The organism is Candidatus Thiodiazotropha sp. AKIB8 (assembly GCF_058244675.1).
Genome location: NZ_JBSYOO010000042.1, coordinates 43805 through 68762, shown reverse-complemented (window position 1 = coordinate 68762; position 24958 = coordinate 43805). Strand labels below are relative to the sequence as shown.

Here is a 24958-nt window from a genome sequence, read left to right as displayed (position 1 = left end):
ATGCATCCATATTATCCAGCACCATGGCCGGGGATTGAAGGAAACTTCTCCACAATACCAATCGGGCTCAAAAAAGAGCAGCGCAAGCGGGAGGGTATTGCACGAATTCTTATCGCAGATGATGAACCCAGAGCAAGAGCCAGCCTGAAAGAGCTACTGAGGTTCTCTGGGCATGAGATAACCCTGGCAGAAAGTGGCAGGGAAGCGATAGAACTTCTTGATAGCAGTAGTTTCGACCTGATACTGCTCGATCTCAACATGCCTGACCTGAATGGTCACAAAGTAATGGAACATATCAGTCAGGAGAGTATCGATTGTGACATTATCGTAATCAGTGGAGAAGCCACTTTCGATCATGCCTCATTGGCCCTGCGCAAAGGTGCCCAGGATTTTCTGCGAAAACCCTATGAGCCTGAAGAGCTGTTACGTACCATCTCAAACACCCTGGAGAGACGACGCTTACAGATAGAAAATACCCAGATATCACAACGCCTGAATGAATCTGAGTCACTGCACAAATTCATCGTCAATAACTCTCCGGATATGATCTACCTGCTCGATCAGGAAGGCCGGTTTGCATTCGTCAATGAACGCGTCGAAACCCTGTTGGGTTATCCCCCGAAGGAGATGATTGGTCAACACTTCTCAAAACTGGTCTATGAGGAGGATATCAATCAGGCCCATTATACATTCAATGAACGGCGCACTGGTGATCGTGCAACACGAAGCACAGAGTTACGATTGAATTGCAAAATCAATGAGGGACCGCGTTATTTTGAATCTCGAACAGTTCCTATAGAGCTGAGCTCTATAGGCATCTACGCCGTTGATAATGAAAATCAAAAATCCTTTATTGGCACCTACGGAGTCGCCAGAGACATCACAGAGCGAAAACAGGCTGAAGAGTTGATCAAGTATCAGCTTTACCATGATCTGCTGACCAACTTACCAAATCGAACACTATTCCGAGACCGGCTGAACATGGCCATGGCGCAATCGAAGCGCTCAGGTAAAAAACTGGTGGTGATGTATCTCGACATGGACAGGTTCAAGATCATCAATGATTCCCTTGGCCATTTCGTTGGTGACGAACTGCTGAAACTGGTAGGACAACGCCTGCGCAGTGAACTGCGAGAAGCTGACACCCTGGCACGGGTGGGTGGAGATGAGTTCAATCTGCTGATTCCAGAGATCAATGATATCCAGGAGGCGCGTAATCTGGCTGAGAAGATTCTACGTCTCACCTCTAACCCCTTCTTCATCAAAACTGAAGAGATCTACATGAGCTTCAGCATCGGCATTGCCGTCTATCCCGGTGATGGCGATACCAAGGACGCCTTGATCAAGAATGCCGACATTGCCATGTATAAGGTAAAGAATTCAGGTAAAAACGGCTACGCATTCTACTCCGAGCAGATGAAAACCCATTTCGCCGCTTCTCTGGATATAGAAAATGGCCTGAGAAAGGCGATATCCACAGATGAACTCTGCCTCTACTATCAACCTCAATACAATATGCTGGAAAACAGAATGGTAGGCGTTGAGGCACTGGTGCGATGGCAGCATCCTGTGAAGGGCCTCATTCAACCTAACGAATTTATCAATGTTGCTGAGGAGTCGGGCCTGATCATCCCACTCGGCGAATGGGTGATGCGCAAGGCCTGCGAGGATATGCAACGCTGGCAGACAGAGGAGAACATCACCCTGAGTCTCTCGGTGAATATTTCTGTACAGCAGTTGGAGATGGATCAGTTCGTCAATAAAACATTGGCAATCATCAAGCGACATAACCTGCCCAGAAATGTACTGGAACTTGAAATTACTGAACATGCCATTATGCAGGATATGGAGAAAGCCATAGATACCCTATCCCGACTCTCCCTTAAAGGCATACGTATTGCCATCGACGATTTCGGCACCGGATACTCATCCCTGGGTTATCTTCAATCACTACCGATCAACACTCTGAAAATGGATCGCTCTTTTGTCGAAGGGATCAAATCCACGGGTGACAACTCCATAGTCACTGCGATTATCTCAATGGCCAGGGGACTCAATCTGGATCTTATCGCTGAAGGGGTAGAGAGTCAGACACAGATTGACCAACTCAATATTGCCGGCTGCCACTTGGCCCAGGGATTTTTCTACAGCCGCCCTGTTCCCGAAAGTGAGTTTCTGCAGATGATCAGATCGCCGAGTAACATGATCAACTAACGGGCCGCAGCGGCCTACTCTGCTGGTAGTACAAGCTATGGAATAGCCACCAAAAAAAGATAGGGATATCATGAATAGAGACATAAACATCACACTGATTATTACGTTATTTCTTTTCTCCGGTTGCAACCACGACTCAAAGAATCAGACTGAACAATCCCCTCTTCAAGGCACTTGGATCACTGAATCCTGCGATCCTGTTCCAATGGATGAGACAACTGAGACAAATCTTTGGGCAAAAGGCGACTACGAATTCACCAGCTTCGGCACCATCCAGACAAACCCCAAACTCTATTCTGATTCAGACTGCACCCTACCCCATAGAATTGATAAAACTGAATTTGGTTCAGTGGATATAGACTTCGAAAACTGCCTGACCCGGCCTTGAGGTGAAATTGCGGAAAATGGGGCGTGTACGTTTCAGGCAATAGCCTCCAGACAATCATCCAATAACAGGTATAACTACCTGCAGGGATGCACCCATGTTAGGATATCGACAAATAAATTTGAGCAATCGATTAACCCGACGACCTGGCATGCCGTGTTAATGGATGGCCACTCTCTGAAAATCAATACTACTATTTGAAAATCATGGCCCAATACATCTATACAATGAATCGGGTAGGCAAAGTTGTCCCCCCGAAAAAGCAGATTCTGCGTGATATCTCCCTCTCTTTTTTCCCCGGCGCCAAAATCGGCGTACTCGGACTCAACGGTGCAGGTAAATCGACTCTACTGCGTATCATGGCAGGGGTTGATACTGACATCGAAGGCGAAGCTCGTCCTCAAGCCGGCATTAGAGTCGGTTATCTTTCCCAGGAACCCCAGCTGGATGAAACCCTTGATGTCAGAGGCAATGTGGAAGCTGCGCTGGGCGAGGTCAAACAGGCCCTGTCACGTCTTGACGAAGTCTACGCCGCCTACGCCGAAGCTGATGCCGACTTCGATGCCCTGGCAAAGGAGCAAGCCAAACTCGAAGACATTATCCAAACCTGCGATGGCCACAACATTGAGCGACAGCTGGAAATTGCTGCCGACGCCCTTCGTCTCCCTGCCTGGGATGCTGACGTAAAAACACTCTCAGGCGGTGAGCGTCGTCGGGTCGCCTTGTGCCGCTTGCTGTTGGAAAAACCGGATATGCTACTGCTGGATGAACCGACCAACCATCTCGATGCTGAGTCTGTAGCCTGGTTGGAGCGATTTCTGCACGAATATACAGGTACTGTGGTGGCGGTTACCCATGATCGCTACTTCCTCGACAATGTCGCTGGCTGGATACTCGAACTTGATCGGGGCTACGGCATTCCATGGGAGGGCAACTACTCCTCCTGGCTGGAACAGAAAGAGCAGCGCCTGGCACAAGAGTCCCGTGAAGAAGCAGCTCATGTAAAGAGCATGAAGTCTGAGCTTGAGTGGGTACGTTCCAATCCAAAGGGACGCCATGCCAAGAGCAAGGCCCGTCTGCAAAGATTCGAAGAGTTGCAGTCTCAAGAGTTTCAAAAGCGCAATGAGACCAATGAGCTCTATATCCCACCAGGCCCAAGACTGGGTGATCAGGTGATAGAAGCAGAAAATTTAAAGAAGGCTTTTGGTGATCGAGTGCTCTACGACGACATCACCTTCAACCTGCCAAAAGGTGGCATTGTTGGCATCATTGGCCCTAATGGCGCAGGTAAGACCACTCTTTTCCGTATCATTACCGGACAGGAAAAACCGGATGGTGGTGAAATGCGCATAGGTGAGAGTGTGGAAGTTGCCTATGTCGATCAAAGCCGCGATGCTCTGGATGCGGATAAGACCGTATGGGAAGAGATATCTGATGGTCAGGACATCCTTACGGTAGATCGATTTCAGATGCCTTCCAGGGCCTACGTCAGCCATTTCAACTTCAAAGGCTCAGATCAACAGAAACGGATTGGCAATCTATCAGGCGGTGAACGCAATCGGGTACACCTCGCGAAATTACTTAAAAGTGGCGGTAATTTACTGCTGCTCGACGAACCGACCAACGACCTGGATGTGGAGACCCTCAGGGCATTGGAAGAGGCCCTGCTCTCATTCCCAGGTTGCGCGGTAGTCATCAGCCATGATCGCTGGTTTCTGGATCGTATCGCAACCCATATTCTGGCATTCGAAGGTGATTCTGGCGTAGTCTGGTTTGAAGGCAACTATGCTGATTACGAAGCCGATCGTAAACGTCGTTTGGGTGCGGAAGCCGACCAACCTCACCGCATCAAATATAAACGTCTGAGCAATTGATTCGAACCTGATCACTTCAGATTCAGAAACGCATCCAGAGGCATCGGCCGATGAAACAGGTAACCTTGAAACTGATGACAGCCCATATCCAATAAAACCTCAAGGGCCTCTGACCGCTCGATGCCTTCTGCAATCACTTTCATCTTGAAATGTTGTGCAATAGAGATAATGACCTCAACAATGGCTTGATCATCTGGATTAGTATCGATATTAGCGACGAAGGCCTGGTCGATTTTGACCCGATTAATGGGTAGTCTGCGCAGATAGGCCAGAGAGGAGTAACCGGTACCAAAGTCATCAATTGAAATATGTAGTCCTGCATCCCGCAGCAGCCTCATCTTTTCGATCGCCTCTTCAACATTATCGAGCAATGTCCCCTCAGTCAGTTCCAGCTCTAAGCGATTGGGTTCTACACCGGACTCTTTTATTGTGGCTAATAGACGACTGACAAAATCGGGTTGATGAAACTGCTTGGCGCTTAAATTAACCCCAAGCTGAGCCCCAACAGGCAGTGCACCCTGCTGATCGAGTATTTTGATCAGTTTACAGGCTTCAATTACTACCCACTCGCTGAGGGGGACAATAAAGCCTGACTTTTCTGCCATTGGAATGAAGGTACCCGGCGACATCATACCTTTTTCCTTATGTTGCCAACGGATCAGGGTCTCTGCCCCTATGATGCATCCCTCAGGGTCAACCTGGGGTTGCAGCCAAAGCTGAAAGTCTCCGACCTTGAGGGCAGAGCGCATATCATAATCGAGGCTGAGACGTTGACTGGTGCCCTCATCTGTAGAGGTGTTGTGAAGATGGATGGTACTGCGGCCTAGCGCTTTTGCCCGGCGGAGTGCAGAGCGACCGTGACTGAGCAGCGCCTCGGGCTCATCACCTCTACCGGTCAACATAGCAATGCCAGCGCTTGCAGACACGCTTATCGATCGGCCGTTGACCTCACAGGGCTCTTCAATCTGAGCTAAAAGCCAGCGGGTCAACTCCACTACTCGTTCCCTTGCAGCTTTATCATCAGCTGGCAGGTTTGTCATCAAGACACCAAACTCGTCACCATCGAGTCGAGCGGCAACTGTCATATGGTCGCGAGGAAAAAAAACACGTTGTGAAAGTTGGGCCAGAACAGCATCCCCAATCTGGTAACCAAGAGACTCATTGATATCGCTGAAATTATCCAGCCCCAAGTAGACCAATGCGCTAAATACCTTCTCTGAGATGACCGTATCAATGTTATGTTTAATCTGTCTAAGCAGAAATCTTCGATTGGGAAGGCCAGTCAAGTCATCGTGGAATGCCAGATGCTCAATACGTCTTTCTGCAACTCTTCTGCGCTGCACTTCATGGGTGATCTGCTCATGCTGGATTGCCGCTTCATATCCCTGACGCAGACGTTCAAAGACAGGTGTCAATGCGCCAATCAATATATCCGGCAAAGGCGTTTGAGCACGCTCAAGAATCAATATGCCGTTATCAGCTAGCGGATAGACATAAAAAAACTGCTGGCCAATTTGAAAAACAGTCACTTCCTTTGAGGCTATTTCACTACGGAAAAATGCAGCGATCCACTCTCCAATCTGCGGTGTTTCAAGAATCCCACCTTGATGATCGGCAGGCATGGCAAAATAGACACAACCCTCGGGGCCCGGGTTGGCTTCAGTCGGTAGCAACTCAATCTCTTCTATCTGCAGAAAAAGATAGACCCTGCGTACAGAAAGGCGCCGCAGACAGACCTTCATCAGATGCCGCACCATTGGAACCAGTTGCGGTTTGAGACCGATATTCATCGCCAATTCATGCTGAATTGAGATTAAGCTCAAGGTATCGATTTGACGTGACTCGATCATTTCGCCAATCCAGCAATCACTGTGGTTTTATTCAGCCACTGGATCCCCCCCTGGTCGGAGTTGGCAATTTCACCGACAGAGAGAATACCCAGTACAGAAATGCTTTTAGGCAGATTTCGCCGGATAACTGCCAGCTCATCACTGAAATCATCACCCAACACCATTCGCCGGGAGATACAGTCGATCACAAACACAATCAGACCATCTTCCGAGCTATAGCGATTGGAGTAGCGATTACACAGATTGAGCGCTGCAGTTCCCGCAGCATCGATCAGATCATCCCGATTGGAATGAAGCAGATATACCATTGCGTCAGTAGGAACAGCTCCGGCACATACTATGGAGTTGCCGACCCGGTTTACCGGGTCACGTACAAGAAACTCACTATCCAGCTGTTCCATTCCGAAAGGATAGTGATTAGCCAGATCACTGAACGCCTCAACCTCCACTGAATGACCAAGATGTTGGGCGACAATGTTCATGTAGAATGGAAAAGCGGGCTGATAATTAATCTGATGTATCAGATTATCGGTCGCATCAGTCACTAAAAAGGGCCCCTCAACCCTTTCCCATCCATGTCGGACAGAGGTAGTCAGCGACATGGTGCTGAATAACAATAGCGCTGCATTAGAGATCAATCCTTCAGGTGTGACGATATTTGGACGTGAAGAAAAATCGATATAGCCGCAGCCTGCACCAATTACCTCGACATTGGGTCCTATACAATCATGCAGTGTGGTTACAAAGTTATCCACCCCTTTGGATAGACCATCAATAACAATCAATACGCTTGATCTATTTTGGTTGGCAGCTAATATTTTTGAGATATCTCGATTGAGAGCGCTCTCTGATCGGGTAATGTCAGGTACCACATAGGCGATAGAAGTTGATGTTAAACCACACACCAATATGCCACTTTCGTATGATTCATCCCCAAGGATAACCCCTGGCACAACCACACCAACCGCAGGAACAGGCAATGCATGCAATAGATCAGGCAGGGTCTTAATATCGATGGCACTTGTACTGCCAATCAATAGCAGTAAACCCTGTGCACCACTATTTATAGCCGCTTCTAGACATCCCCTGAGACCTTTGAGTGTCCCGCTCGTATCTAGATGAACGCTGGAGAAGACTCTATTCATTTTCAAGCTACAGATTGGATATTCGAATAAAGTATCGCAAATATCGCCACTTTAACAGTTAGTAGCCAGGACTTATCATAAAATCAGTAATAATATGCCTAAAATTAATTCATTTACCCACATTGAGCGGGTCTCTATCGCTATTTTGGTGGGGCATGGCCCCACCCTACCCTGATCTTAAATGTGCAGGATAATTGCATCGGCTATTTGCCATATCCCTTCGCGGTTCAACATATGCGTAGGGTGGGGCCATGCCCCACCGGATAAACTGAAAAATAGAATATAGCTGGCTCTATAGCCATTTAAGTTCTATCCCATTCACCCACATTGAGCAGGTCTCTATCGCTATTTTGGTGGGGCATGGCCCCACCCTACCCTGATCTTAAAGTTTGTATTATTGATCCTTGTGAAGCCGAGAATTATCTTGGGATGGTAGTGATAAATCTATTTTATTGGCCCTGAAACAGGTGGTATAAAAAGATGCTAACAGACAAAAAATCCTCTGGCTCGCAGAAAATCGAGCATATGCGCCCTCTTCTTACCTTGTACAGCATTCGCCGTGGCATTAGACCAATCTGTTATTTTTATATTGGTACCACGCGCTGCATAATAATCTGACATCTGTTGATCGTATTCTGCCATTCGATCTGGTGCTATATCCTGATACTGATCCTGATGCAGAATACAATCTACAGGCATCCTTGGTTTTACCTCACTATTTGAATCCGGCCAGCCCAGACACATTCCAAATAGTGGCGTTACCCAGTGAGGCAGACTGAGTTGTTCCACAATGATCTCCGGTTGATTGCGAATGCCGCCGATAAAGACACCCCCCAAGCCTTGAGACTCTGCCGCCAAAATCAGATTCTGCGCCATTAACGCGACATCAATGACTGCAGCCAAGCTGTGCTCACTGTACCCCTCCAGTTCACCCATCTCTCTGCTTTGACAGGCCCTGTTGATACGACGCAAGTCAGCACAAAATACCAGAAATTCTGCAGCCTTCTCTATCCAAATCTGCCCCCCAGCAGCCGTTGCGATAGCCGACCTAACCTCTGGCCGTGTCACCCGCACAACTGAATATGCCTGAATAAAGCTCGAAGTTGCCGCAGCCTGACCGCAACGGATTAACGCCTCGAGTTGGCCAGGATTGAGCGGTTTATCCAGAAAACGTCTTACCGATCGGTGATTGAGCTGCAATTCCTGAGTTTGTGTCATAGACATGGTAGATTTGGCCTCTTTGTAACGGAAAAGGAACACTCATTTCATACACTTTCTGCGACAGGATTGTGCCACTAATTACCCGTTTTTTATAAGAATATTTTCATTTACACTTAGCATCCTGCATATATCCTACTAGTCGAGCAATCAAGCCTGCAAACCAGCACATGGCGCTGACTTTGAAACCCATTTCAAACCGCACAAAAAGTAGCGGAAAACTTATTGGAATTGAATGGCGTATATGTTTCTCAAGTAAAATCTAATCAGACCGTTATATTATTTATGAAGCTGGACTAGAACATCAGGTACCCCTCACCACCTGACACGAAGAAATGGATGCAGTAATGCTGATTCGACTACTACAATCAAAATACTATTGGTTATCCCCAATAATCTTTTGGCTGCTTTTAGCATCCCTTTCTCTAATATGGAATCTCACCCTAATTGACCGGTCTGTAAAAGAGATTGCCTTCGAACGTGGAAAAATCATGTTTGAGATGGTCAGACTCACCAAGATCAACCCCATTTTGATGGCAAATGATCCGACCCTTCTCAAGAAACAGAGTGTTAAAGATATCCACTATCGTGCCGTATCAGCGCAACCAATGAATCCTGAAAATCTCGCTGACCCATGGGAATCAGGCGCTCTCAAACAATTCGAAAAGGGATCGAAATTTATCTTTGAGGAATTTCTGCAGCAGGAGCCGGAGTTTTTTAGATATATGGGCCCTGTCTTCATGCAGGAGCAGTGTCTCAATTGTCATGGATATGAGGGAAAAACTGCAGGTGATATACGTGGTGGAATCAGCGTAAAAGTGATGGCCAAACCAATAATTGCCTCGCAGCTCAAGGCAAAGCAGATCATGTTATTTCTGCACATTACTGGCTTTATTGTGATCTCTTTCACCGCAAATTTTCTCATCCACATGCTGCGCAAACACTGGTTCATGTTAAAAAAGACACAGGACGACCTGGAAGAGAAAGAACAATTCCTCAGTGATGTCACTAAGAGTATGAGTGAGGGATTTGTAGTGTTAGACGAACAAGGTAGAGTTAAATTCTCAAACCCTGAAAGTGAGTGGTTACTGGGTTGGAACACGCAAGAGATGGAGGGGAGTCTGTTTAGCAAAATGGTTTATAGTGATAAGACCCCAGATCCAGATAACTCGGTAGAATCTGCAATCAATCTAACACTAGCAGATGGAATAACCCGTTCCGGTTATGATGATACTTTTTTTCACAAGGAGGGCCGAGCGGTGGATATTGCCTATTCAGTCTCTCCCCTGATAAGAGAGAAGGAAGAAATTGGCGTTGTTGTCACCTTTAACGATATTTCAGAACGAAAAAAAGCCGATGAGCAACGCAGACAGCTGGAAAGAGAGCTGAATCAGACCCATAAAATGGAAGCTGTGGGGCAATTAGCCGGTGGTATCGCTCATGAAATAAACACACCCATCCAATATATCGGTGACAATTTAAGGTTTCTCAAGGAGTCTCATGAAGATATCGATAGATTATTAAATGCCTATCTCAAACTCATGCAAAAAGCGACAGATCATCCAGATCTCAAAGCCGAAGTGGAAAACGCAAAAGAGATTATAGAAGAGATAGACTTGGATTATCTTGGTGAAGAGACATCGAATGCCATACAACAATCTATCAGTGGCTCAGCTCAAGTTGCCGATATTGTTTTAGCGATGAAAGAATTTGCTCACCCTGGCTCAAAAGAGATGGTTGCTACAGATTTAAACAGAATTATCGGCAATGCAGTGGCAGTATGTAAAAACGAGTGGAAATATGTAGCGGAGACGAACCTGAAATTGTGTGACGATCTACCGAATATAGAGTGTCTGGCTGGTGAGATTTCTCAGGTCATTCTGAATATGATTGTCAATGCGTCCCATGCCATCGAAGCTGCCAAACGTGAGCAGAAAGGCGTCATCAGCATTACATCGAATTTAGATGGAAATCATGCTGAAGTACGCATTAGCGATACCGGTACTGGCATACCCAAGGAGGCACAGGATCATGTATTCAACCCATTCTTTACTACCAAAGATGTCGGGCGAGGGACAGGCCAAGGATTAGCAATTGCTCAAGATATTGTCGTTGGAAAACATCAGGGTGAACTCTACTTTGAGACCGAAGAAGGGGTTGGAACGACCTTCACCATGCGACTGCCTCTAAGTAGAGCCACAGATTAACAGTGGTCTACACTGAAGCGGAAAGCGTGCCCATATCAGAAGCAGATGCACTAGGGAGAACAAGATTGCTTCTCTGCTGACTGACAATCAGACTTAAAACCATCTCAACAGTGACCTCATCGTTTGATAGACCATTACTTAATACTTCATCATAGTAGTGATAAAAACGTTTCCAGGTGATTTTCCTGGTGGCATTTTGTTGGCGGGTCACTTGATCATTAACCCCTAGAAAAAGATATTCTATCTGTTTCCACTCAAGGAACCTCGCAGGATCTTTGACACCGGTTTTTTTCAGTTTCAATTGTGCCTCACGCTGAGTCATACCCCGAGCCAGAACGCCATCCATAAAAAGCAATCCCTGCATAACTCTTGATGTGGGGGGGCGTTTTTGCCACTCTTTAATATTCTCGGCATCAGAAAATATCTTTCTGATGTAATAATTTGCCATTGTTTTGTTTCCACTCAATGAGCGTGGCATCTTAAAATGTTTCAGAATTTCCACCTGGCGAGTTGTGGCAGGTTGCGTTAGCCCTTGTAAATGAAAGAGCTCTTTATCGGTCAACTCATCTGCAATACTTGCTCCCATCTCTACCAGGCTCTTCAGGTGCTTATCTGAACTACTTTTTATTTTCGCTTCTGATTTGCTCCCAGACGAGCGCCCAAGGGTAAACGCAATTTCGACCTGTTGCTGAAGCTCTATCGTTGCCTGCAACTCTTTTCTCTTCTGCTCAGCCTGGTCAAGTGTAAACAAACTTGATAATAGAGTCACAGTATCTCCTTCCTCATAGTTGTTTCCATTCCCCTCTCCATCTCAATTAATTCGGCGCCAGTTTAGTAAGTTGACCTAGTCTAAGATGCGAGCCTGATCTCAATATTCCAACCTGTTACACAGCCGTAATTTCTGGATAGGAGCATAGTACTATTTTCAGAAACGCACCGAACATCGTTGAATTGATCAGCCTAAAAAGAGCAAGAGATAAGGCATACTCTGAAACTGTTATAGAAACGAATTTTTCAAACAGTAGCGAATACTACCACCATGTTAGAGTTATGCATTCACCTAAAAATAAACGGTAGTAAAAAATAGATTAATTCCAGCGCTTTAAGTCTGCACTTAAAATCTTCTGGCAGGTAAACTCAGGCTGGGGGAGATGAGATTATTGGAATCCACTGAGGCATCACGCCTTTATTGTGCCATTTTTCTTCCTTACAACTATGCCTGTAGAACTATTAATTATTTAAACATCACAAAAATACTCTAACTATACTTAATATAAGGATGAAGCTGGTGATACTATCGAATACCAAAGATCGCCTGCATCAAGAAATCAGAATAAAATTAGATTACCGCCACTATAACTTCAGGTATTGTTTGGCCTGGATTAGAAAAACATTAGTCATAGGGATGATGCCAATGGTTGCGCGAGTATTGGCGCAAATTATATACATACAAATGGTGGTGGGGCTACCCGTGCTGGCACTGCTTCTTTTAACTACAACGTAACAGAGGTGGGCGATCACACCTTTAGTGCTCTATATGGCATTTCAGGAGGCGCAACGACAACCGTTGCCAATAATGCACCTGCCACCGGCGCCGCCACTCAAGCAGTCGCTATTCGGTCTGATGTTGCTGCTGGCGCTTACCCTGGTATTCGGGTCACTTCTAGCCTTACGCAGAGTCCATTGATGTGATTAAAGGTATAGAATATATAATTTTGGAAATTTGCACTTTGGGTTCCATATGGTTAAAAAAAATGCGTTGATTACAGGCAATAGCAGTGGCCTCGGATATGGGCTCACTGAAGTACTCCTGGCTCATGGATATCGTGTTCATGGCGTTAGTCGGAGGGGCTGTAATCTACAGGGCGATCTACTCGATATCCAATGTGACCTGACAAACTTTGTCGCTATTCCAGAGATGCTGGATAAATTGCTGTCAGGAGTTGAGACGCTTGACTTGGTTGTATTGAACGCTGGCATGCTAGGCGAGATAAAACATATCAGCAGAACCTCCCTGGAGGAGTTACGCCATGTCATGGATGTCAATCTTTGGCCAAACAAGATCATCCTGGACTGGTTACTGAATTCCAGAATCCAAATCGACCAGATACTGCTTCTCTCTTCCGGAGCTGCCGTGCTTGGCAATAAGGGTTGGGGTGGTTATGCACTCTCAAAATCTGCGCTGAATATGCTGGGGCGTCTCTACGCCCATGAGTTTCCCGATACACACATTACATCCATCGCACCGGGACTTATTGAATCCGATATGATGGATTATCTTTGCACCCAGGCGGACAGCAATGAGTACCCAGCTCTACAACGACTTCAGCAAGCAAGAGTTGATGGTACTATCCTGTCACCACTACAGGCTGGTGAAAGAATCCAGGAAACCTTATTGCGACTCAAGGAGTTTGAAAGTGGGAGTTATATCGACCTGAGACAGATCATAGCGCCGGATGAGTACCAGACACTGATAGAATCACGTAACCGAACCTATCAATCCGGCAACTAAATATGCCGAATTATGTGTATGGCAGGCTTGTCAGGGTGCGGCACAGCCGCACCCTGATCTTCAGCTTAGATAACTTTTTGCTTCCTCACCCGGATCGGGTAACCCGGCAATCCGCCAGATACTGATGCAGCTTCCAAACAGATGGTGGACCTTATGTCTGGGGATTCCAGTAGCACGACATACAAGACGCATATTGGGTAACGCACCCAGGTTGATGTAGCGATCTCTGATATGGTGAAGCAGTTGCCAATGTTGCTCACCCAAGTCCGCCAAACCCTCTTCACGGGCTAAATCGCGAGCTACCTCTTCATTCCATACTTGATGGTCGAGCAGAAAACCCTCTTCGTCGAAGTGAACCCCGGGGGATACTTCAGTAGATTGATCAACAGCGGTCTGATGCATAGCCTCAAACTCCTCATGAAAAGTTTAAAATCGAATATTGATCAAAAGTATGGGAGAGAATCATTCTTATGAAAAATGATTATTTATGATTTTATATCACAATTCGTGATATACCATCCCAAACCAGGCTTGTTCAAGCTCTGACGGCACCTCCCCGCAATGAGAGACGACTGCTGACAAAGAGCTATGAATCAGAGGTCCACACCTCTCTGCCAGCAGCCGTTTAAATTGATACTTAGGTTATTACCCTACTGCTTACTTGGCGGACGATTGAGTGGCACTCGGGCATGTTGAGGCAGTCTCTGGGTGTCGAGGGAGAGTATCCACTCAACCAGAGCAGCGGCATCTTGCTTGCGTACATTCACATTCGGCGGCATAAAACGCATATTGACGTTATGCCACATCTTGGTACCGTCCTGTGTACCCTTGAGAACTGAATCCAGGAGATCATCCTGAGCAGTTTTCACATTCTGGTATCGGCCCGCTATTTCACGAAACGACGGAGCAAGAGGAACCACACGGGTCTCGGTGACAGGATCTACCCGATGGCAGATATTGCAGCCGCTGAGACTTGAAAGACGCAACATATTGTCGTGTCTTTGCAGGCGCTGAACGGTTTCTTCATCCACCTCCAGATCTAGAATCCAGCGCACTAATGCCGAAGCTTCATCGCGGGAGACATTCACATTCGGTGGCATAAAGCGCATTGCCACCTTGCCTTCCCACTGTTGTTCCCGGTAGGCAGTACCATGAACTACCCGGTCGAGTAATTGATCGAAGGCCTTGCCGTCATTGCGATAGCGTACCGCCACCTCCTGATATGAAGGCGCCAGAGGCTTTTCGCCACTGCTGTCCGGCATCACCCGATGGCAGATAAAACATCCTCTGGTATTAGCCAGATCGAGCATCTGCTCATCTTCCGCCTGTAGGGCGGTCGCCGTAACTAGAGCAACGATTAAGCCGCTCAGGTACGTCAAAAACCTTCTCATGGTCTCTCTCTCCTGGTCGCTGTTTTCCGAATCTGAGATGGTGGACTATTTCCATCATCTACTCTGCCACTTCCCACACATGTGAAAAGTGACCTCTTGGGGTCTGCTTAGACCCAAAAAAATCATATTGCTAGGGGTTTCAAGCCTGCCCTTGCTCGGTGTTGCGCTCTTGACAAGGACAGGCTTGAAACCCTGAAGACGACATACTTAGTCGCCGGGTTAATAAGATGAAATAGCAACATTCATGCCCGACATAAGATAGCCATGTCTGGCCAGTCCCCAGCAACTGACCTAACCATTCCCGGCATGATTGTTCATATTCGAAGCGGATGTACCACAAGTGATACAAGCCGAAACAGTGGATCAGCGTTAAAACAGAATCCTCGGGGCAAGCGATAAGGCATGTCCCTTGCTACTATCATTGGATGTGCAATGAAAAGGTTTCACCAACAGAATGACTGCCTCTGTCCCCGCTTATAGTCTACTGCTACGGTGGTTGCTGCTGGCTGGACTGATTCTGTTTGCCAGTTGGGTACTATGGGATCAGGGCGTGCTTCAACGGATACTTATCTCCGATCCCACCCGTATTACCTTAATGATCTCTGTGATCTTCCTTGCTGCAAGCGGCCATTGTGCACTACGCAGTTTCTATCTGTCGGTGGAGCAGGAGTCCCTGTCACGCATCTATAGTGGCTTAATAAGCTCCAAGCGGCAGATAACTCGGGAATCCACCATGCTGGATGACTCTCTGAGTGGTGAGTTTCTGCGCGGTGTGTTGACTAAGCCCAATCAAAACGGCGATCGGACAGGCAACAGGGATTGTCAATTACTGGCACAGGTGATGGCTGAACAGGCACGGGGTCAGCATGAAGCAGGCTGGTTTGTGAGTGGTCTGCTGATCAAACTGGGATTGCTTGGCACTGTCGTCGGTTTTGTATTGATGTTGGCTCCGGTAGCAGCATTGGAGTCTTTTGATCTGGCTGATATCCAGGGACTGCTGCAACGCATGACCGGCGGCATGGGCATCGCCCTGAATACCACCCTGCTCGGCCTCTCCTGCAGCATGCTTCTGGGACTGCAATACCTGATGCTCGACCGGGCTGCCGATCGTCTGGTGGCGGCAGCTGTCCACCTGGCGGAGACAGGACTCAACAGTAGTGGATCAGGGCACTGAGAAATGGCTATGTTTCGTCAACATCGCAGCTTTGATGCCGACCCATTCACCGACCTGCTGTTCAATGCACTGCTGGCTTTTACCTTTCTCTTTCTAGTTGCGCTGATGTTCCTCAATCCACCCGCCAAGTCTGGCACCATCAATCCCAAGGCTGACTTCATCATTACTGTCACCTGGCCTGACAACAACCCGGATGACATAGATACCTGGGTGGAGGGTCCAGCTGGCCAGCTGGTCTGGTTCAAACAGCCCCAGGCCGGCTTGCTGCATCTGGACCGGGATGACCGGGGTCTGGCCAATGACAGCCTGGTGGTGGATGGTCGTGCAGTTGTGAACCCCCTTAACCAGGAGGTAGTCACGTTGCGAGGTCGTCCTCCCGGAGAGTATGTGGTCAACGTCCACTACTACAACAGCAAGACCCTGCAGCCTGTACCGGTGACAGTCTCCCTGGCAGAGGTCAATCCTGCACTGAAGATCCTTCACTACGCCACTCTGCGGCTGGATCGTCTGGGTGAGGAGAAAACTGCGCTCAGATTCAATATCGCCCCAGATGGCCAGGTCTTCGATATCAACACCTTACCCAAATCAATCGTGGAGGTTAGAAAGCTGTGACGGAATCCACCATGTTACTGGTGCTGGCATATGTGTCACTCACTGCTCTTATCTCCCTGACCCTGATACGCGCACCGCTCCACTGGAGTTTAAAACTACTGCTGATTGTTGTAGCCAGCACTCTCTACTTTGTCAGTTTTCAGGGCTGGCGAGATGTACAGGGCTGGCCTGTCAGCAGCAGCCTGCCAATACGCTTCCAGCTGCATGCAGCGGTCATCGAAGAGCCAGACAAGCGCAGTGGTTCACCTGGCACCATCTTTGTCTGGATCACTGATCTGACTGATGGTGAACCTGACGAGCGGCCGCGTGCCTACCAGGTAAATTATGAGAAGGAACTGCACAATAACCTACAGGATGCCCTTAGGAACATGCGTAACGGGGTAGTTCAATTGGGACGGGTAAGCAGCAGCGGAGGTGTTGCCGGTCTCCCCCGGGACTACACCCGTATGGGAGAGAGAAGAGAGAAGATAGAGATCTATAGTCTGCCCGACCCGGCTCTACCTGAGAAGTAACCATGAGAGGATCTGCTTCAATCATTGGTTGCCTGGTTCTATCACTGCTTACAAGTTGCGGACAACCCCCTTCCCCGCCTCAGGAGAGCTACTTCCCACTCGAGCCGGGTATGCGCTGGATCTATCGTGTCACTACCGAAGTGGCTGGATGGACAGAGCGCCGTGAATTTGTTGAGCACAACGGAGATATCGAATCTCTGAACGATATTCCACACAGGGTCAGGATCACCGATGAGGGTACCCGTTACTACATCCGCAGTGTTGAAGAGGGCATCTATCGCAGTGCCAAACGGACGCTCGTGGAGAGTGAACCAAACAGAGACCCGGATCCACATTGGGTATTGAAGCGTCCCTATAAGCCAGGTACCAGCTGGAACAATCTAACCCACCCCTATGTATTGCGACGAATCAGCCCTTACGAACAGACCCTGACTCGAGGTAGCGCCCTAAAAATGGCCTATCAGATTACCCGCCTGGATGCCGTGGCGGATGTCCCAGCGGGTCGCTTCGAAGATTGTCTGCTGGTCGAAGGCGAGGCTCAACTCACCCTCTATGCGGATGGTCGTGAAGGGTATCAGGATATCCTGATCAACACCCGTGAGTGGTATGCCCCGGGAGTTGGCCTGGTAAAACTTGTTCGGGAGGAGCCCATGTCAGGCAGTGTATTCAGTGGGGGCCGGATTGAATTTGAGTTAGTCGCCTTGGAACCATGAGGCTTCTCTAACTTCTTTGAACCAGAAGCGCATTCAATCTTTAGTACTGGAAAAATACTCCTTAAAACTGAGGCTATCCTGATGATTGCCACTGACGTAGTTTAACAGGGCCAGGAATCGCCGAGGATCGGCAATCAGACCAGAGTGGCGGTATCGCTCCTCACCTCGGCCATCTAAAAATACCATGGTTGGCGTGCGCGCCACACCCAAGCTATGCGCCAGGGCTTTGGCACTGGTCAAACTGCCATCCAAATCTGTCATCGGCTGCTCACTCTCCATATCCAAAGCAACTGCGATATATTTTTTCCGATATTCGGCGATCAACCCTTTATCGGCCAACACGCCCGCCCTCATACGCCGACAGAATGGGCATTGCCCGGTCTCGAAAAAGAGCAGCACGCCTTCTCGTTCACTATCATTTCCCTTCTCCAGAGCCCTACTCAGATCAACTGCGGGACATTCGAACAGGGTATCGGCCAATCCCCCACCCATTCCCGGCAGAGGCTCTGGTTCACCCGACACCAGCGGCAAGCCAGCCTCTGCCCAACCATCACTGCCTTCGGGATACCAGTAGAGATTCCGGTAACCCAACTCAGAGGCCCGCTTGACTGCGTTCCAGGACATCCAGCAATCGGTCACACAATAAAAGACCATTGGACGCGCCAGGTCACCACCAGTGAGACGATGCAGACTGCGCTCGAACCAGTCTTGCATACAGGGTTCCAGGAGACCATAGCCGACGTTGGGCAACCAGATACTGCCTGGTATATGTTTTCGTGGAGATGCGGGTAACCAGGAGAGGCCAAATTGGGCAGTTTCAGGTCGCAGCGTGATGGCGAGGAGATCAATCAGCAATGGATCTGAGCTCTGTATCAGCTTAGAGAGTTGTTGAGTATCCAAAAGCTCCCCATGCGGGGGAGTCGGGGGTAGAGGGCTTCGGTAGTGAGAAATACGGTAACCCTGATCAGAGAAAAGAGCGGACTCTCCGATCACCCCCATGGGGAATAGCACGATCAGCAGAAACAGGGGGCTGAGCACCTGTGACAACAGACTCACTGCTTCTGCTCTACCAGACCATGTTTCAGAGCTTCTGCTTCCAATGCCGGATAGAGATGACTCAGAGAGCGGGGATACTCGTCTGCAAATACCGCTAGCTTGTTTACTTTGTCAGGCGCCTCAGGCTGCAATAATTCAGCCATAGCCGCCCCTGACTCAGCCTTTTTGGCCAGGTAATCATGTAGCCACCTCAGATAGTCTGAGGTCTCTGAAATTGCATCACTACTCGCAAGGGGTAGTCCATGACCTGGCACCAACACTTTGAATTCAAGCTCATGCAGTTGCTTCAATGCATGCTGCCAGTGGTCGAGGTGAGCGTGAGGCGTGGTTGGTGTACGGCCGTGAAACACCAGGTCTCCGGCGAACAGCACGCCGGTAGTCTCATCAAGCAGCGCCAGATCGGCCCCAGTGTGACCCTGCAAGGCGATCAGGCGTATGCGGTGCCCACCAATCTCTCTGATACCCGGTTCAACCCGATGTGTGGGAATAACCACCCTGGTGCCTTTCATCCAGCTGCCGACCAAACGGTATAGATTGTCGTTGAAGGTCTCGCCAAGCAGACGAATACTCTCCCTGGTCTCCTCTAAAGCGGCAATCGGAATACCTTCAAAGGCTTGATTACCAAGAAAGTGATCCGGGTGCATATGGGTGATATAGAGCTGAATAATAGGTTTAGAGGTCACGCGGGCGATGGCAGCCTTCAATTGTTTGCCATACAACCAGGAGGGGCCACTGTCGATCACAACCACCCCCTCCTCTGTCACAATAAAGCCGGTATTGACGATATTGCCACCATTTCGAAAATTGAAATGTTCATTCAGCCCCACCAATACATAGGTAGCTTCAGCCACTTTCAGAGGTTCAAGTCGATAATCTTTTTCTACTGCCACAGCTGACCAGGAGAGAAATAGAAACAGCAGTAACAGATACCTCACTTAACCACTCCCTCTCCAGCACTATCATGGGTGATCAGAGCTGCGACCGGGTTACCGTTGTTGTCGCGGCCTTCAAGAGTGAGTTGATTGAGTTTCGGCAGATCCAGAGTCAGTAACGGATTCTCCCCTACAGGCTCGAACAGAGAAATACGGCTGATAAGAGCGCCATCAGCATCATGTAACTCCAGCTGCTCCAGGTAGAAGGCAGGTATACCGGCAACCAGCCCCGTATCCATAGGGTGAATGATATGCGCCCGCAGACGACTGTAACCCTCTCGCCACCAAAGACGGGCGCTTACCTCTCCCAGCCGATCGGCCCAGTCAGAAGAGCCACTACCGAGACTGGCCGCAGTACAGCCGCCACCTGCCGCATCCACCAGAATCCCACCCACATGCCATACCCCATCCTCTGTCTGTGCGGCAGCACGAACGGGGGTGGCCTGCTGTAACTTGATACGCACGCCAACACGAGGTGAAGCCTGGACAGGCTCCATTTCGAGTACTTTTGGAATTGGATTGAGTTCAGCAAAGATCATCAGACGTTGCACCTTACCCAGTGCAGATGCATCTACCCAGACCGGTAGATTGAGTGAGTCCTCTGCAACTGCGGGAGCAGAAACACGCACCCGGTCGTCGAACACCACAGGTTCGCTGTTGAGCAGACGCTTATGCATCTCAAGCCACATCACAGAGTCCAATGGGTCTCGGTTTTCGTCTGCAGTGCTTATACCAGTTGCCAATCCAAGCAGGAGATAGAGTGCACAAACAGGTCTGAACCTCATTTAACAACAGCCTCAGAAGGTTCGATCAGTATGCGGCGGGGCCAGAGGTTATCTGATGCCGGATGTATCTCCATTGGATCGATGGGGCGTAGATCGCCATCCTCAGGAGGGGCCTGCAACACATTAAGATCGGTCTCCTGCAACTCACCCAGCAGGCCACCGCCCCCACTATGCAACTTGTAGTAGAGACCATTCCAGCCATTTATACCGTACTCACCTGGCGCCTTGTGCAGGAATAGAAGATCGTACTCAAGATCGGTTAAATCTTTTTCGCTAATACGTCGATTCAACTGATAGGGATAAGGCAGACGACATATCATGCGCTGAGCATGGGGCAGACATTTGAATGGCCGCATTGAAAGAAAGTGATTCTCAAACTGGGTCTCGTGCCAATCTATCTGATAACTGAAATCTGCACCCTGCGGTCGAATCTGAACCTGGGCCAGTGGTAGTTTCCGACCTTGACTATCCTCTAGCGATAGGAGATACGCTCCTGCCAGATCCGCGACGGCAGCTTGTGCAATCAGTAGCAGAGATGCGCTAAGGGCGACGTTGACAGAGTTTCGTATCATCACTGTAGGCAACGACCCCTGAATTTTCAGGCTGCAGGCGCACCACTCGGCTTGGTAACTGATAACTGGAACCATGGCTTTGAAAAATAGATTCCAACTCACCGTTCTCACGCACCTCAATCATAGCCCGATCGAGTGCCTGGGCAAGATCCTCATTACCCTGCTTCACTGCTGCACCAAGATCCCAGCCACTACTGCGCATACCTGGCATCTGAACAGGCCCGACCGCATAGGATTGGCGTGCATCACCAAGGGCAAACTCGATCTCACTCCGAGGTCCGGCAACACCACTCAGTTCACCTTTTTTGAGAGCCTCTACAGCCTCGCTCATGGTACGGAAGTGAACCACTTGATCGCGAATTCGACCGCTATAGGCGCTCAGCAGATAGAAATCGGCAAGGGTGTCCAACTCGACACCGACCTTCTCACGGGTGAAGATTTCCAACGGCGACCCACGACCCGGATTATCGGCTGCCACAGCTATCACAATCTGCTCCCGGTAGTAGGGGGCGATAAAGCTGACACGATCATTCTCTTCTGCGTAAGCATCATCATACGGGGTATGTAGCATTACATCGGCCACGCCCCCCCCCAGATAGTGTCCTTTCCAGACATTATTTCGCAGATCGTCCTCCATATTCTCATCTGCGCCCACAGCCCTGATGGCTGCTACCACACCCAACCGTTTAGCCAGGGCATGAGCAATTTCAATATCGATACCGACAATACGACCTTTCTCACCGCGATAGGAGAAGGGTGGAAAATCGGCATATACAGCCACCTCCAGCACCCCCCGTTCCTGAATCCGTTGCAGGGCAGTAGCGCCCTCCTCGGCATGGACTACTGAAGTTGAGCTTATCCACCATGCAGCCATGGCAGCCATCACCACAGCATTCAATAATTGCCGCATTTTATATCCTCCAACTAACCGGTTATTGATCTGCTTCAAGGGTCACCAACCAAGCCCTGATCGACCACATGGCTTCCTGGGAGAGAATGCCTTCAAAAGATGGCATATAGGTTATGCCATTACGGATTGCACCATTGCGTAAACGCATGATAAACCAAGCGTCACCCTCTTCATCAGGCGGCAAATTACGCAGATCCGGAGCAATACCGCCAGAGACTGCACCCAGGCCATGACAACGCGCACAATTTTGATTATAGGCAGAAGAACCAATCTCAATAGCCTTGTCATCTCCAGGGTATGGATTCAGTTCCAGCCACTCCTCGCCCAACTGTTTCAGTGCAGAGGTGTCAACAGGTTGAGGTGCGACATCGCCATGACCGAAGACCGTTGATAGTGTTCCGGCCCAGAGGACTGTCGCGAGAGCGGCGAGCTTGAGTGATGGAAGACGCATTTATAAAAAACTCCGTCAAAAAATTAAAACATAGTGAGCGACCGTGCCGCCCTTGTGAAACTACACCGATTAAATTCTTACGGGGTAAGTCGATTAATAGTGAGCGACGGATAGCGCAACTACCCGTCGCCCCTTTACGTCAGTAATCAGGCTCCGGAAAGCTTGAACACCCAGAGTGAGCCACCCTGGTTGAGGAATTTGACCTTACTGGCCACATCACCACCCCAAAGCGGAACTGCGCCACCCCAACCTGAAGGTACAGCGATAAACTGCTCGCCATCCTGTTCCCAGGTGACAGGGCACCCGACAACGCCGGAACCGGTTTGAAACTTCCATAGCTCCTCACCAGTCTGATCATCAAAGGCTTTGAGATAGCCCTCGGGTGTTCCGGTGAAAACCAATCCACCACCAGTGGTCATAACACCACCCCAGAGAGGCGCGTTATTCTTATACTCCCACTTGATCTTTCCAGTTTTTGGATCTACCGCTCTCAACGCACCGATATAGTCGTCATAGAGCGGCTTGATGGTAAAACCTGCACCCAGATAGGCAGCACCCTTCTTGTAGGTCACAGGCTCATTCCAGATATCCATACCCCACTCGTTGGCTGGCACATAGAACAGCTCTGTATCGGGGCTGTATGCCATTGGCATCCAGTTCTTTGCACCCAGGAAAGAGGGGGCAATGAAGATGGAATCACCCTTCTTGCCATCCCCTGTTTTAGTCGGATCGCCGGGACGAAGTCCGGTCTCAATAGGACGACCAGTCTTCATATCGATACCCTTGGCAAAATCGACCCGGGTAACGAAGGGAAAAGCGTTCTCCAACTTGCCGTTGGTACGGTCAAGGACATAGAAAAAGCCATTGCGATCGGCGTGACCCGCCAGCTTCTTACCCCCGGTATTGAAGGAGACCAACTCATTTACACCGTCATAGTCCCAACCATCGTTGGGTGTGTATTGGTAGTGCCAGGAGATTTTGCCGGTATCTGGATCTAATGCGAGGGTAGAGGTGGAATAGAGATTGTCCCCAGGACGCATATGGGCGTTCCAAGGTGCAGGATTGCCAGTACCGTAGAAGATCAGATCAGTTTCAGTATCGTAAGTACCCCCCTGCCAGGTAGCTGCACCGCCTGTCTTCCACATGTCGCCAGGCCAGGTTGCATTGGTAGTACCGGTGATCCCATTCTCTTTCTTTTCGCCGTTTTTCCAGATATAGCCCATGTGTCCTTCAACAGAGGGACGAATCCAACGCAGCTCACCAGTCTTGGCATCTCGTGCTTCCACACGACCAATGACACCGAACTCACCACCGGAAACACCAGTGATTACCATGTCTTTCACGATCAGGGGTGCCGCGGTGAATGAGTAGCCAGCCTTGTAATCATCGATCTTTGAGCGCCACTTGACCTTACCGGTAGCTTGATCCAATGCCACCAGGCGGGCATCAAGGGTACCGAAGATTACCAGGTCGCCGTGGAGGGCTGCGCCACGATTAATAACATCACAGCAAGGCAAAATACCGTCGGGCAGGCGATGATCGTACTGCCATAACTCCTCACCACTCTTGGCATCGATTGCGTACAGACGTGAATATGAGCCTGTCACAAAAATTCGACCGTTATGTATCACAGGCTGCGCTTCCTGGCCGCGCTGCTTTTCACCACCAAAGGAAAAACTCCAAGCTGGCACCAGCTTCTTCACATTGCCCTTGTTGATCTTTTTAAGTGGACTATAACGCTGGCCCTGTTGACCCATGCCCCAACTGACCACATCTCCAGTAGTCTTGGCATCATTATCAATATCAGCCTGGGTGACCCCGGCCTGAACCATACTGCTCAGACTTAAACCTCCACTCAGTACGGTAACTACCGTAGCTGCGCTTAAGGCCTTAGTTTTCAGCGGGAATATCATATTTATTTCTCCTCCCCGAAAGTGGTTGATCGTCTCTGGATGGTCGGCAAGGCCGAACGCCCTGGCGCCGCCATACCCTCCTTCAAACATCTATAGCAAGACCCAGGCCACATACAAAAACAATTTATCTATCTGATATTTATAGATTATTTTTTTTCAGGTCAGTTTGGAGATAGCGCCCAAAATTTGCAGGTATCAGATAACAACAAAGGGTGTATCGGTTTCGTTACAGGAGGTTACAGTTACAGCGTTGTAGAGAATCCGGAATAAGAATGTTCAGCTCGATATGTGGGCTGGAGAGTGCACAACGATCAGTCAGGGCAGAACATTTACCCATTAATCATAGGATCAACCCATAACAGGCAGAACCATCCAAGAACCACCAGACAACGATAAACTATTTGGGGTTCATTACAGTTGTAGTTTGCTGTAATCCAACTATTTGACTAGACTTCAGCTGATTACTAATAAAAGGCATATCACAACATTCCCACTAGGTGGTATCGAATTTATCTGCGGATCTGACTCAGAA

23 protein-coding genes are annotated in these 24958 nt (G+C 48.9%); 10 read left to right on the top strand and 13 right to left on the bottom strand.

The features are described from left to right. The 3 genes from AC4IFB_RS15070 to ettA all read left to right on the top strand — a co-directional run bounded on the left by AC4IFB_RS15070 (window position 1) and on the right by ettA (window position 4473). On the top strand, window positions 1–2214 hold the full coding sequence (locus AC4IFB_RS15070) for a putative bifunctional diguanylate cyclase/phosphodiesterase (RefSeq protein ID WP_490780586.1): 2214 nt from the start codon (window positions 1–3) through the stop codon (window positions 2212–2214). Window positions 2215–2284: 70 nt separating this feature from the next. Further along, window positions 2285–2602: a hypothetical protein gene (locus tag AC4IFB_RS15065; protein ID WP_490780585.1), complete on the top strand. Its 318-nt coding sequence runs from the start codon at window positions 2285–2287 to the stop codon at window positions 2600–2602. Window positions 2603–2805: 203 nt separating this feature from the next. Beyond that, window positions 2806–4473 carry an energy-dependent translational throttle protein EttA gene (ettA, locus tag AC4IFB_RS15060; protein ID WP_490775355.1) on the top strand — a complete coding sequence of 556 codons (1668 nt, stop codon included), beginning with the start codon at window positions 2806–2808 and terminating at the stop codon, window positions 4471–4473. A gap of 11 nt (window positions 4474–4484) precedes the next feature. Here ettA and AC4IFB_RS15055 read toward each other — a convergent pair whose 3' ends face one another. From AC4IFB_RS15055 to nfsA, 3 genes are all read right to left on the bottom strand, one after another. Continuing rightward, the gene (locus AC4IFB_RS15055; RefSeq protein ID WP_490775356.1) at window positions 4485–6323 is read right to left on the bottom strand and encodes a putative bifunctional diguanylate cyclase/phosphodiesterase; all 1839 of its coding nucleotides are present in this window, start codon (window positions 6321–6323) and stop codon (window positions 4485–4487) included. Next, on the bottom strand, window positions 6320–7468 hold the full coding sequence (locus tag AC4IFB_RS15050) for an FIST signal transduction protein (protein ID WP_490775357.1): 1149 nt from the start codon (window positions 7466–7468) through the stop codon (window positions 6320–6322). Before AC4IFB_RS15050 ends, AC4IFB_RS15055 begins: the two co-directional genes overlap by 4 nt. A 483-nt stretch (window positions 7469–7951) precedes the next feature. After that, entirely contained in the window at window positions 7952–8692 is a 741-nt protein-coding gene (gene nfsA, locus AC4IFB_RS15045) for an oxygen-insensitive NADPH nitroreductase (protein WP_490775358.1), read from the bottom strand. A gap of 485 nt (window positions 8693–9177) precedes the next feature. Between nfsA and AC4IFB_RS15040 the strand changes: the two genes are divergently transcribed. Continuing rightward, window positions 9178–10893 (top strand): ATP-binding protein, encoded by a 1716-nt coding sequence (locus tag AC4IFB_RS15040; RefSeq protein ID WP_490780584.1) that lies wholly within the window; start codon window positions 9178–9180, stop codon window positions 10891–10893. Between the two features lie 7 nt (window positions 10894–10900). Here the strand turns inward: AC4IFB_RS15040 and AC4IFB_RS15035 are convergent, their stop codons facing one another. After that, a complete protein-coding gene (locus AC4IFB_RS15035; RefSeq protein WP_490775360.1) occupies window positions 10901–11662 on the bottom strand; it encodes a hypothetical protein in 762 nt (253 codons plus the stop codon). Window positions 11663–12430: 768 nt separating this feature from the next. Here AC4IFB_RS15035 and AC4IFB_RS15030 point away from each other — a divergent pair. Further along, window positions 12431–12580, top strand: coding sequence for a hypothetical protein (locus AC4IFB_RS15030; RefSeq protein ID WP_490780583.1), 150 nt, complete (start codon window positions 12431–12433; stop codon window positions 12578–12580). Window positions 12581–12634: 54 nt separating this feature from the next. Further along, entirely contained in the window at window positions 12635–13405 is a 771-nt protein-coding gene (locus AC4IFB_RS15025; RefSeq protein ID WP_490780582.1) for an SDR family NAD(P)-dependent oxidoreductase, read from the top strand. Between the two features lie 60 nt (window positions 13406–13465). Here the strand turns inward: AC4IFB_RS15025 and AC4IFB_RS15020 are convergent, their stop codons facing one another. Further along, window positions 13466–13807: a TusE/DsrC/DsvC family sulfur relay protein gene (locus tag AC4IFB_RS15020; RefSeq protein ID WP_490775363.1), complete on the bottom strand. Its 342-nt coding sequence runs from the start codon at window positions 13805–13807 to the stop codon at window positions 13466–13468. Window positions 13808–14055: 248 nt separating this feature from the next. Next, window positions 14056–14796, bottom strand: a complete 741-nt coding sequence (locus tag AC4IFB_RS15015; RefSeq protein ID WP_490780581.1) for a c-type cytochrome — start codon at window positions 14794–14796, stop codon at window positions 14056–14058. A 454-nt stretch (window positions 14797–15250) separates the two neighbouring features. Here AC4IFB_RS15015 and AC4IFB_RS15010 point away from each other — a divergent pair, with 454 nt between their 5' ends. The 4 genes from AC4IFB_RS15010 to AC4IFB_RS14995 are packed head-to-tail and all read left to right on the top strand — an operon-like array spanning window position 15251 to window position 17807. Further along, window positions 15251–15970, top strand: a complete 720-nt coding sequence (locus AC4IFB_RS15010) for a MotA/TolQ/ExbB proton channel family protein (RefSeq protein ID WP_490780580.1) — start codon at window positions 15251–15253, stop codon at window positions 15968–15970. A 9-nt stretch (window positions 15971–15979) separates the two neighbouring features. Then, complete coding sequence (locus AC4IFB_RS15005) at window positions 15980–16582, top strand: DUF2135 domain-containing protein (RefSeq protein WP_490775366.1); 603 nt, start codon at window positions 15980–15982, stop codon at window positions 16580–16582. Further along, window positions 16579–17094, top strand: coding sequence for a hypothetical protein (locus tag AC4IFB_RS15000; protein ID WP_490780579.1), 516 nt, complete (start codon window positions 16579–16581; stop codon window positions 17092–17094). The genes AC4IFB_RS15005 and AC4IFB_RS15000 overlap by 4 nt, the downstream gene beginning before the upstream one ends. A 2-nt stretch (window positions 17095–17096) precedes the next feature. Then, the gene (locus AC4IFB_RS14995) at window positions 17097–17807 is read left to right on the top strand and encodes a hypothetical protein (protein WP_490780578.1); all 711 of its coding nucleotides are present in this window, start codon (window positions 17097–17099) and stop codon (window positions 17805–17807) included. A gap of 33 nt (window positions 17808–17840) precedes the next feature. Here the strand turns inward: AC4IFB_RS14995 and AC4IFB_RS14990 are convergent, their stop codons facing one another. The 7 genes from AC4IFB_RS14990 to AC4IFB_RS14960 all read right to left on the bottom strand — a co-directional run bounded on the left by AC4IFB_RS14990 (window position 17841) and on the right by AC4IFB_RS14960 (window position 24516). Continuing rightward, the gene (locus AC4IFB_RS14990; RefSeq protein ID WP_490780577.1) at window positions 17841–18863 is read right to left on the bottom strand and encodes a thioredoxin fold domain-containing protein; all 1023 of its coding nucleotides are present in this window, start codon (window positions 18861–18863) and stop codon (window positions 17841–17843) included. Continuing rightward, window positions 18860–19798: a quinoprotein relay system zinc metallohydrolase 1 gene (locus AC4IFB_RS14985; protein ID WP_490780576.1), complete on the bottom strand. Its 939-nt coding sequence runs from the start codon at window positions 19796–19798 to the stop codon at window positions 18860–18862. The genes AC4IFB_RS14990 and AC4IFB_RS14985 overlap by 4 nt, the downstream gene beginning before the upstream one ends. Then, a complete protein-coding gene (locus AC4IFB_RS14980; protein ID WP_490775371.1) occupies window positions 19795–20580 on the bottom strand; it encodes a quinoprotein dehydrogenase-associated SoxYZ-like carrier in 786 nt (261 codons plus the stop codon). Before AC4IFB_RS14980 ends, AC4IFB_RS14985 begins: the two co-directional genes overlap by 4 nt. Further along, window positions 20577–21155, bottom strand: a complete 579-nt coding sequence (locus tag AC4IFB_RS14975; protein WP_490780575.1) for a hypothetical protein — start codon at window positions 21153–21155, stop codon at window positions 20577–20579. Before AC4IFB_RS14975 ends, AC4IFB_RS14980 begins: the two co-directional genes overlap by 4 nt. Then, window positions 21121–22062: a substrate-binding periplasmic protein gene (locus AC4IFB_RS14970; RefSeq protein WP_490775373.1), complete on the bottom strand. Its 942-nt coding sequence runs from the start codon at window positions 22060–22062 to the stop codon at window positions 21121–21123. Before AC4IFB_RS14970 ends, AC4IFB_RS14975 begins: the two co-directional genes overlap by 35 nt. A 22-nt stretch (window positions 22063–22084) precedes the next feature. Continuing rightward, window positions 22085–22513: a cytochrome c-550 PedF gene (gene pedF / locus AC4IFB_RS14965; RefSeq protein WP_490775374.1), complete on the bottom strand. Its 429-nt coding sequence runs from the start codon at window positions 22511–22513 to the stop codon at window positions 22085–22087. A 146-nt stretch (window positions 22514–22659) separates the two neighbouring features. Then, the gene (locus AC4IFB_RS14960) at window positions 22660–24516 is read right to left on the bottom strand and encodes a methanol/ethanol family PQQ-dependent dehydrogenase (protein WP_490775375.1); all 1857 of its coding nucleotides are present in this window, start codon (window positions 24514–24516) and stop codon (window positions 22660–22662) included. Window positions 24517–24958: the final 442 nt, after the last annotated feature.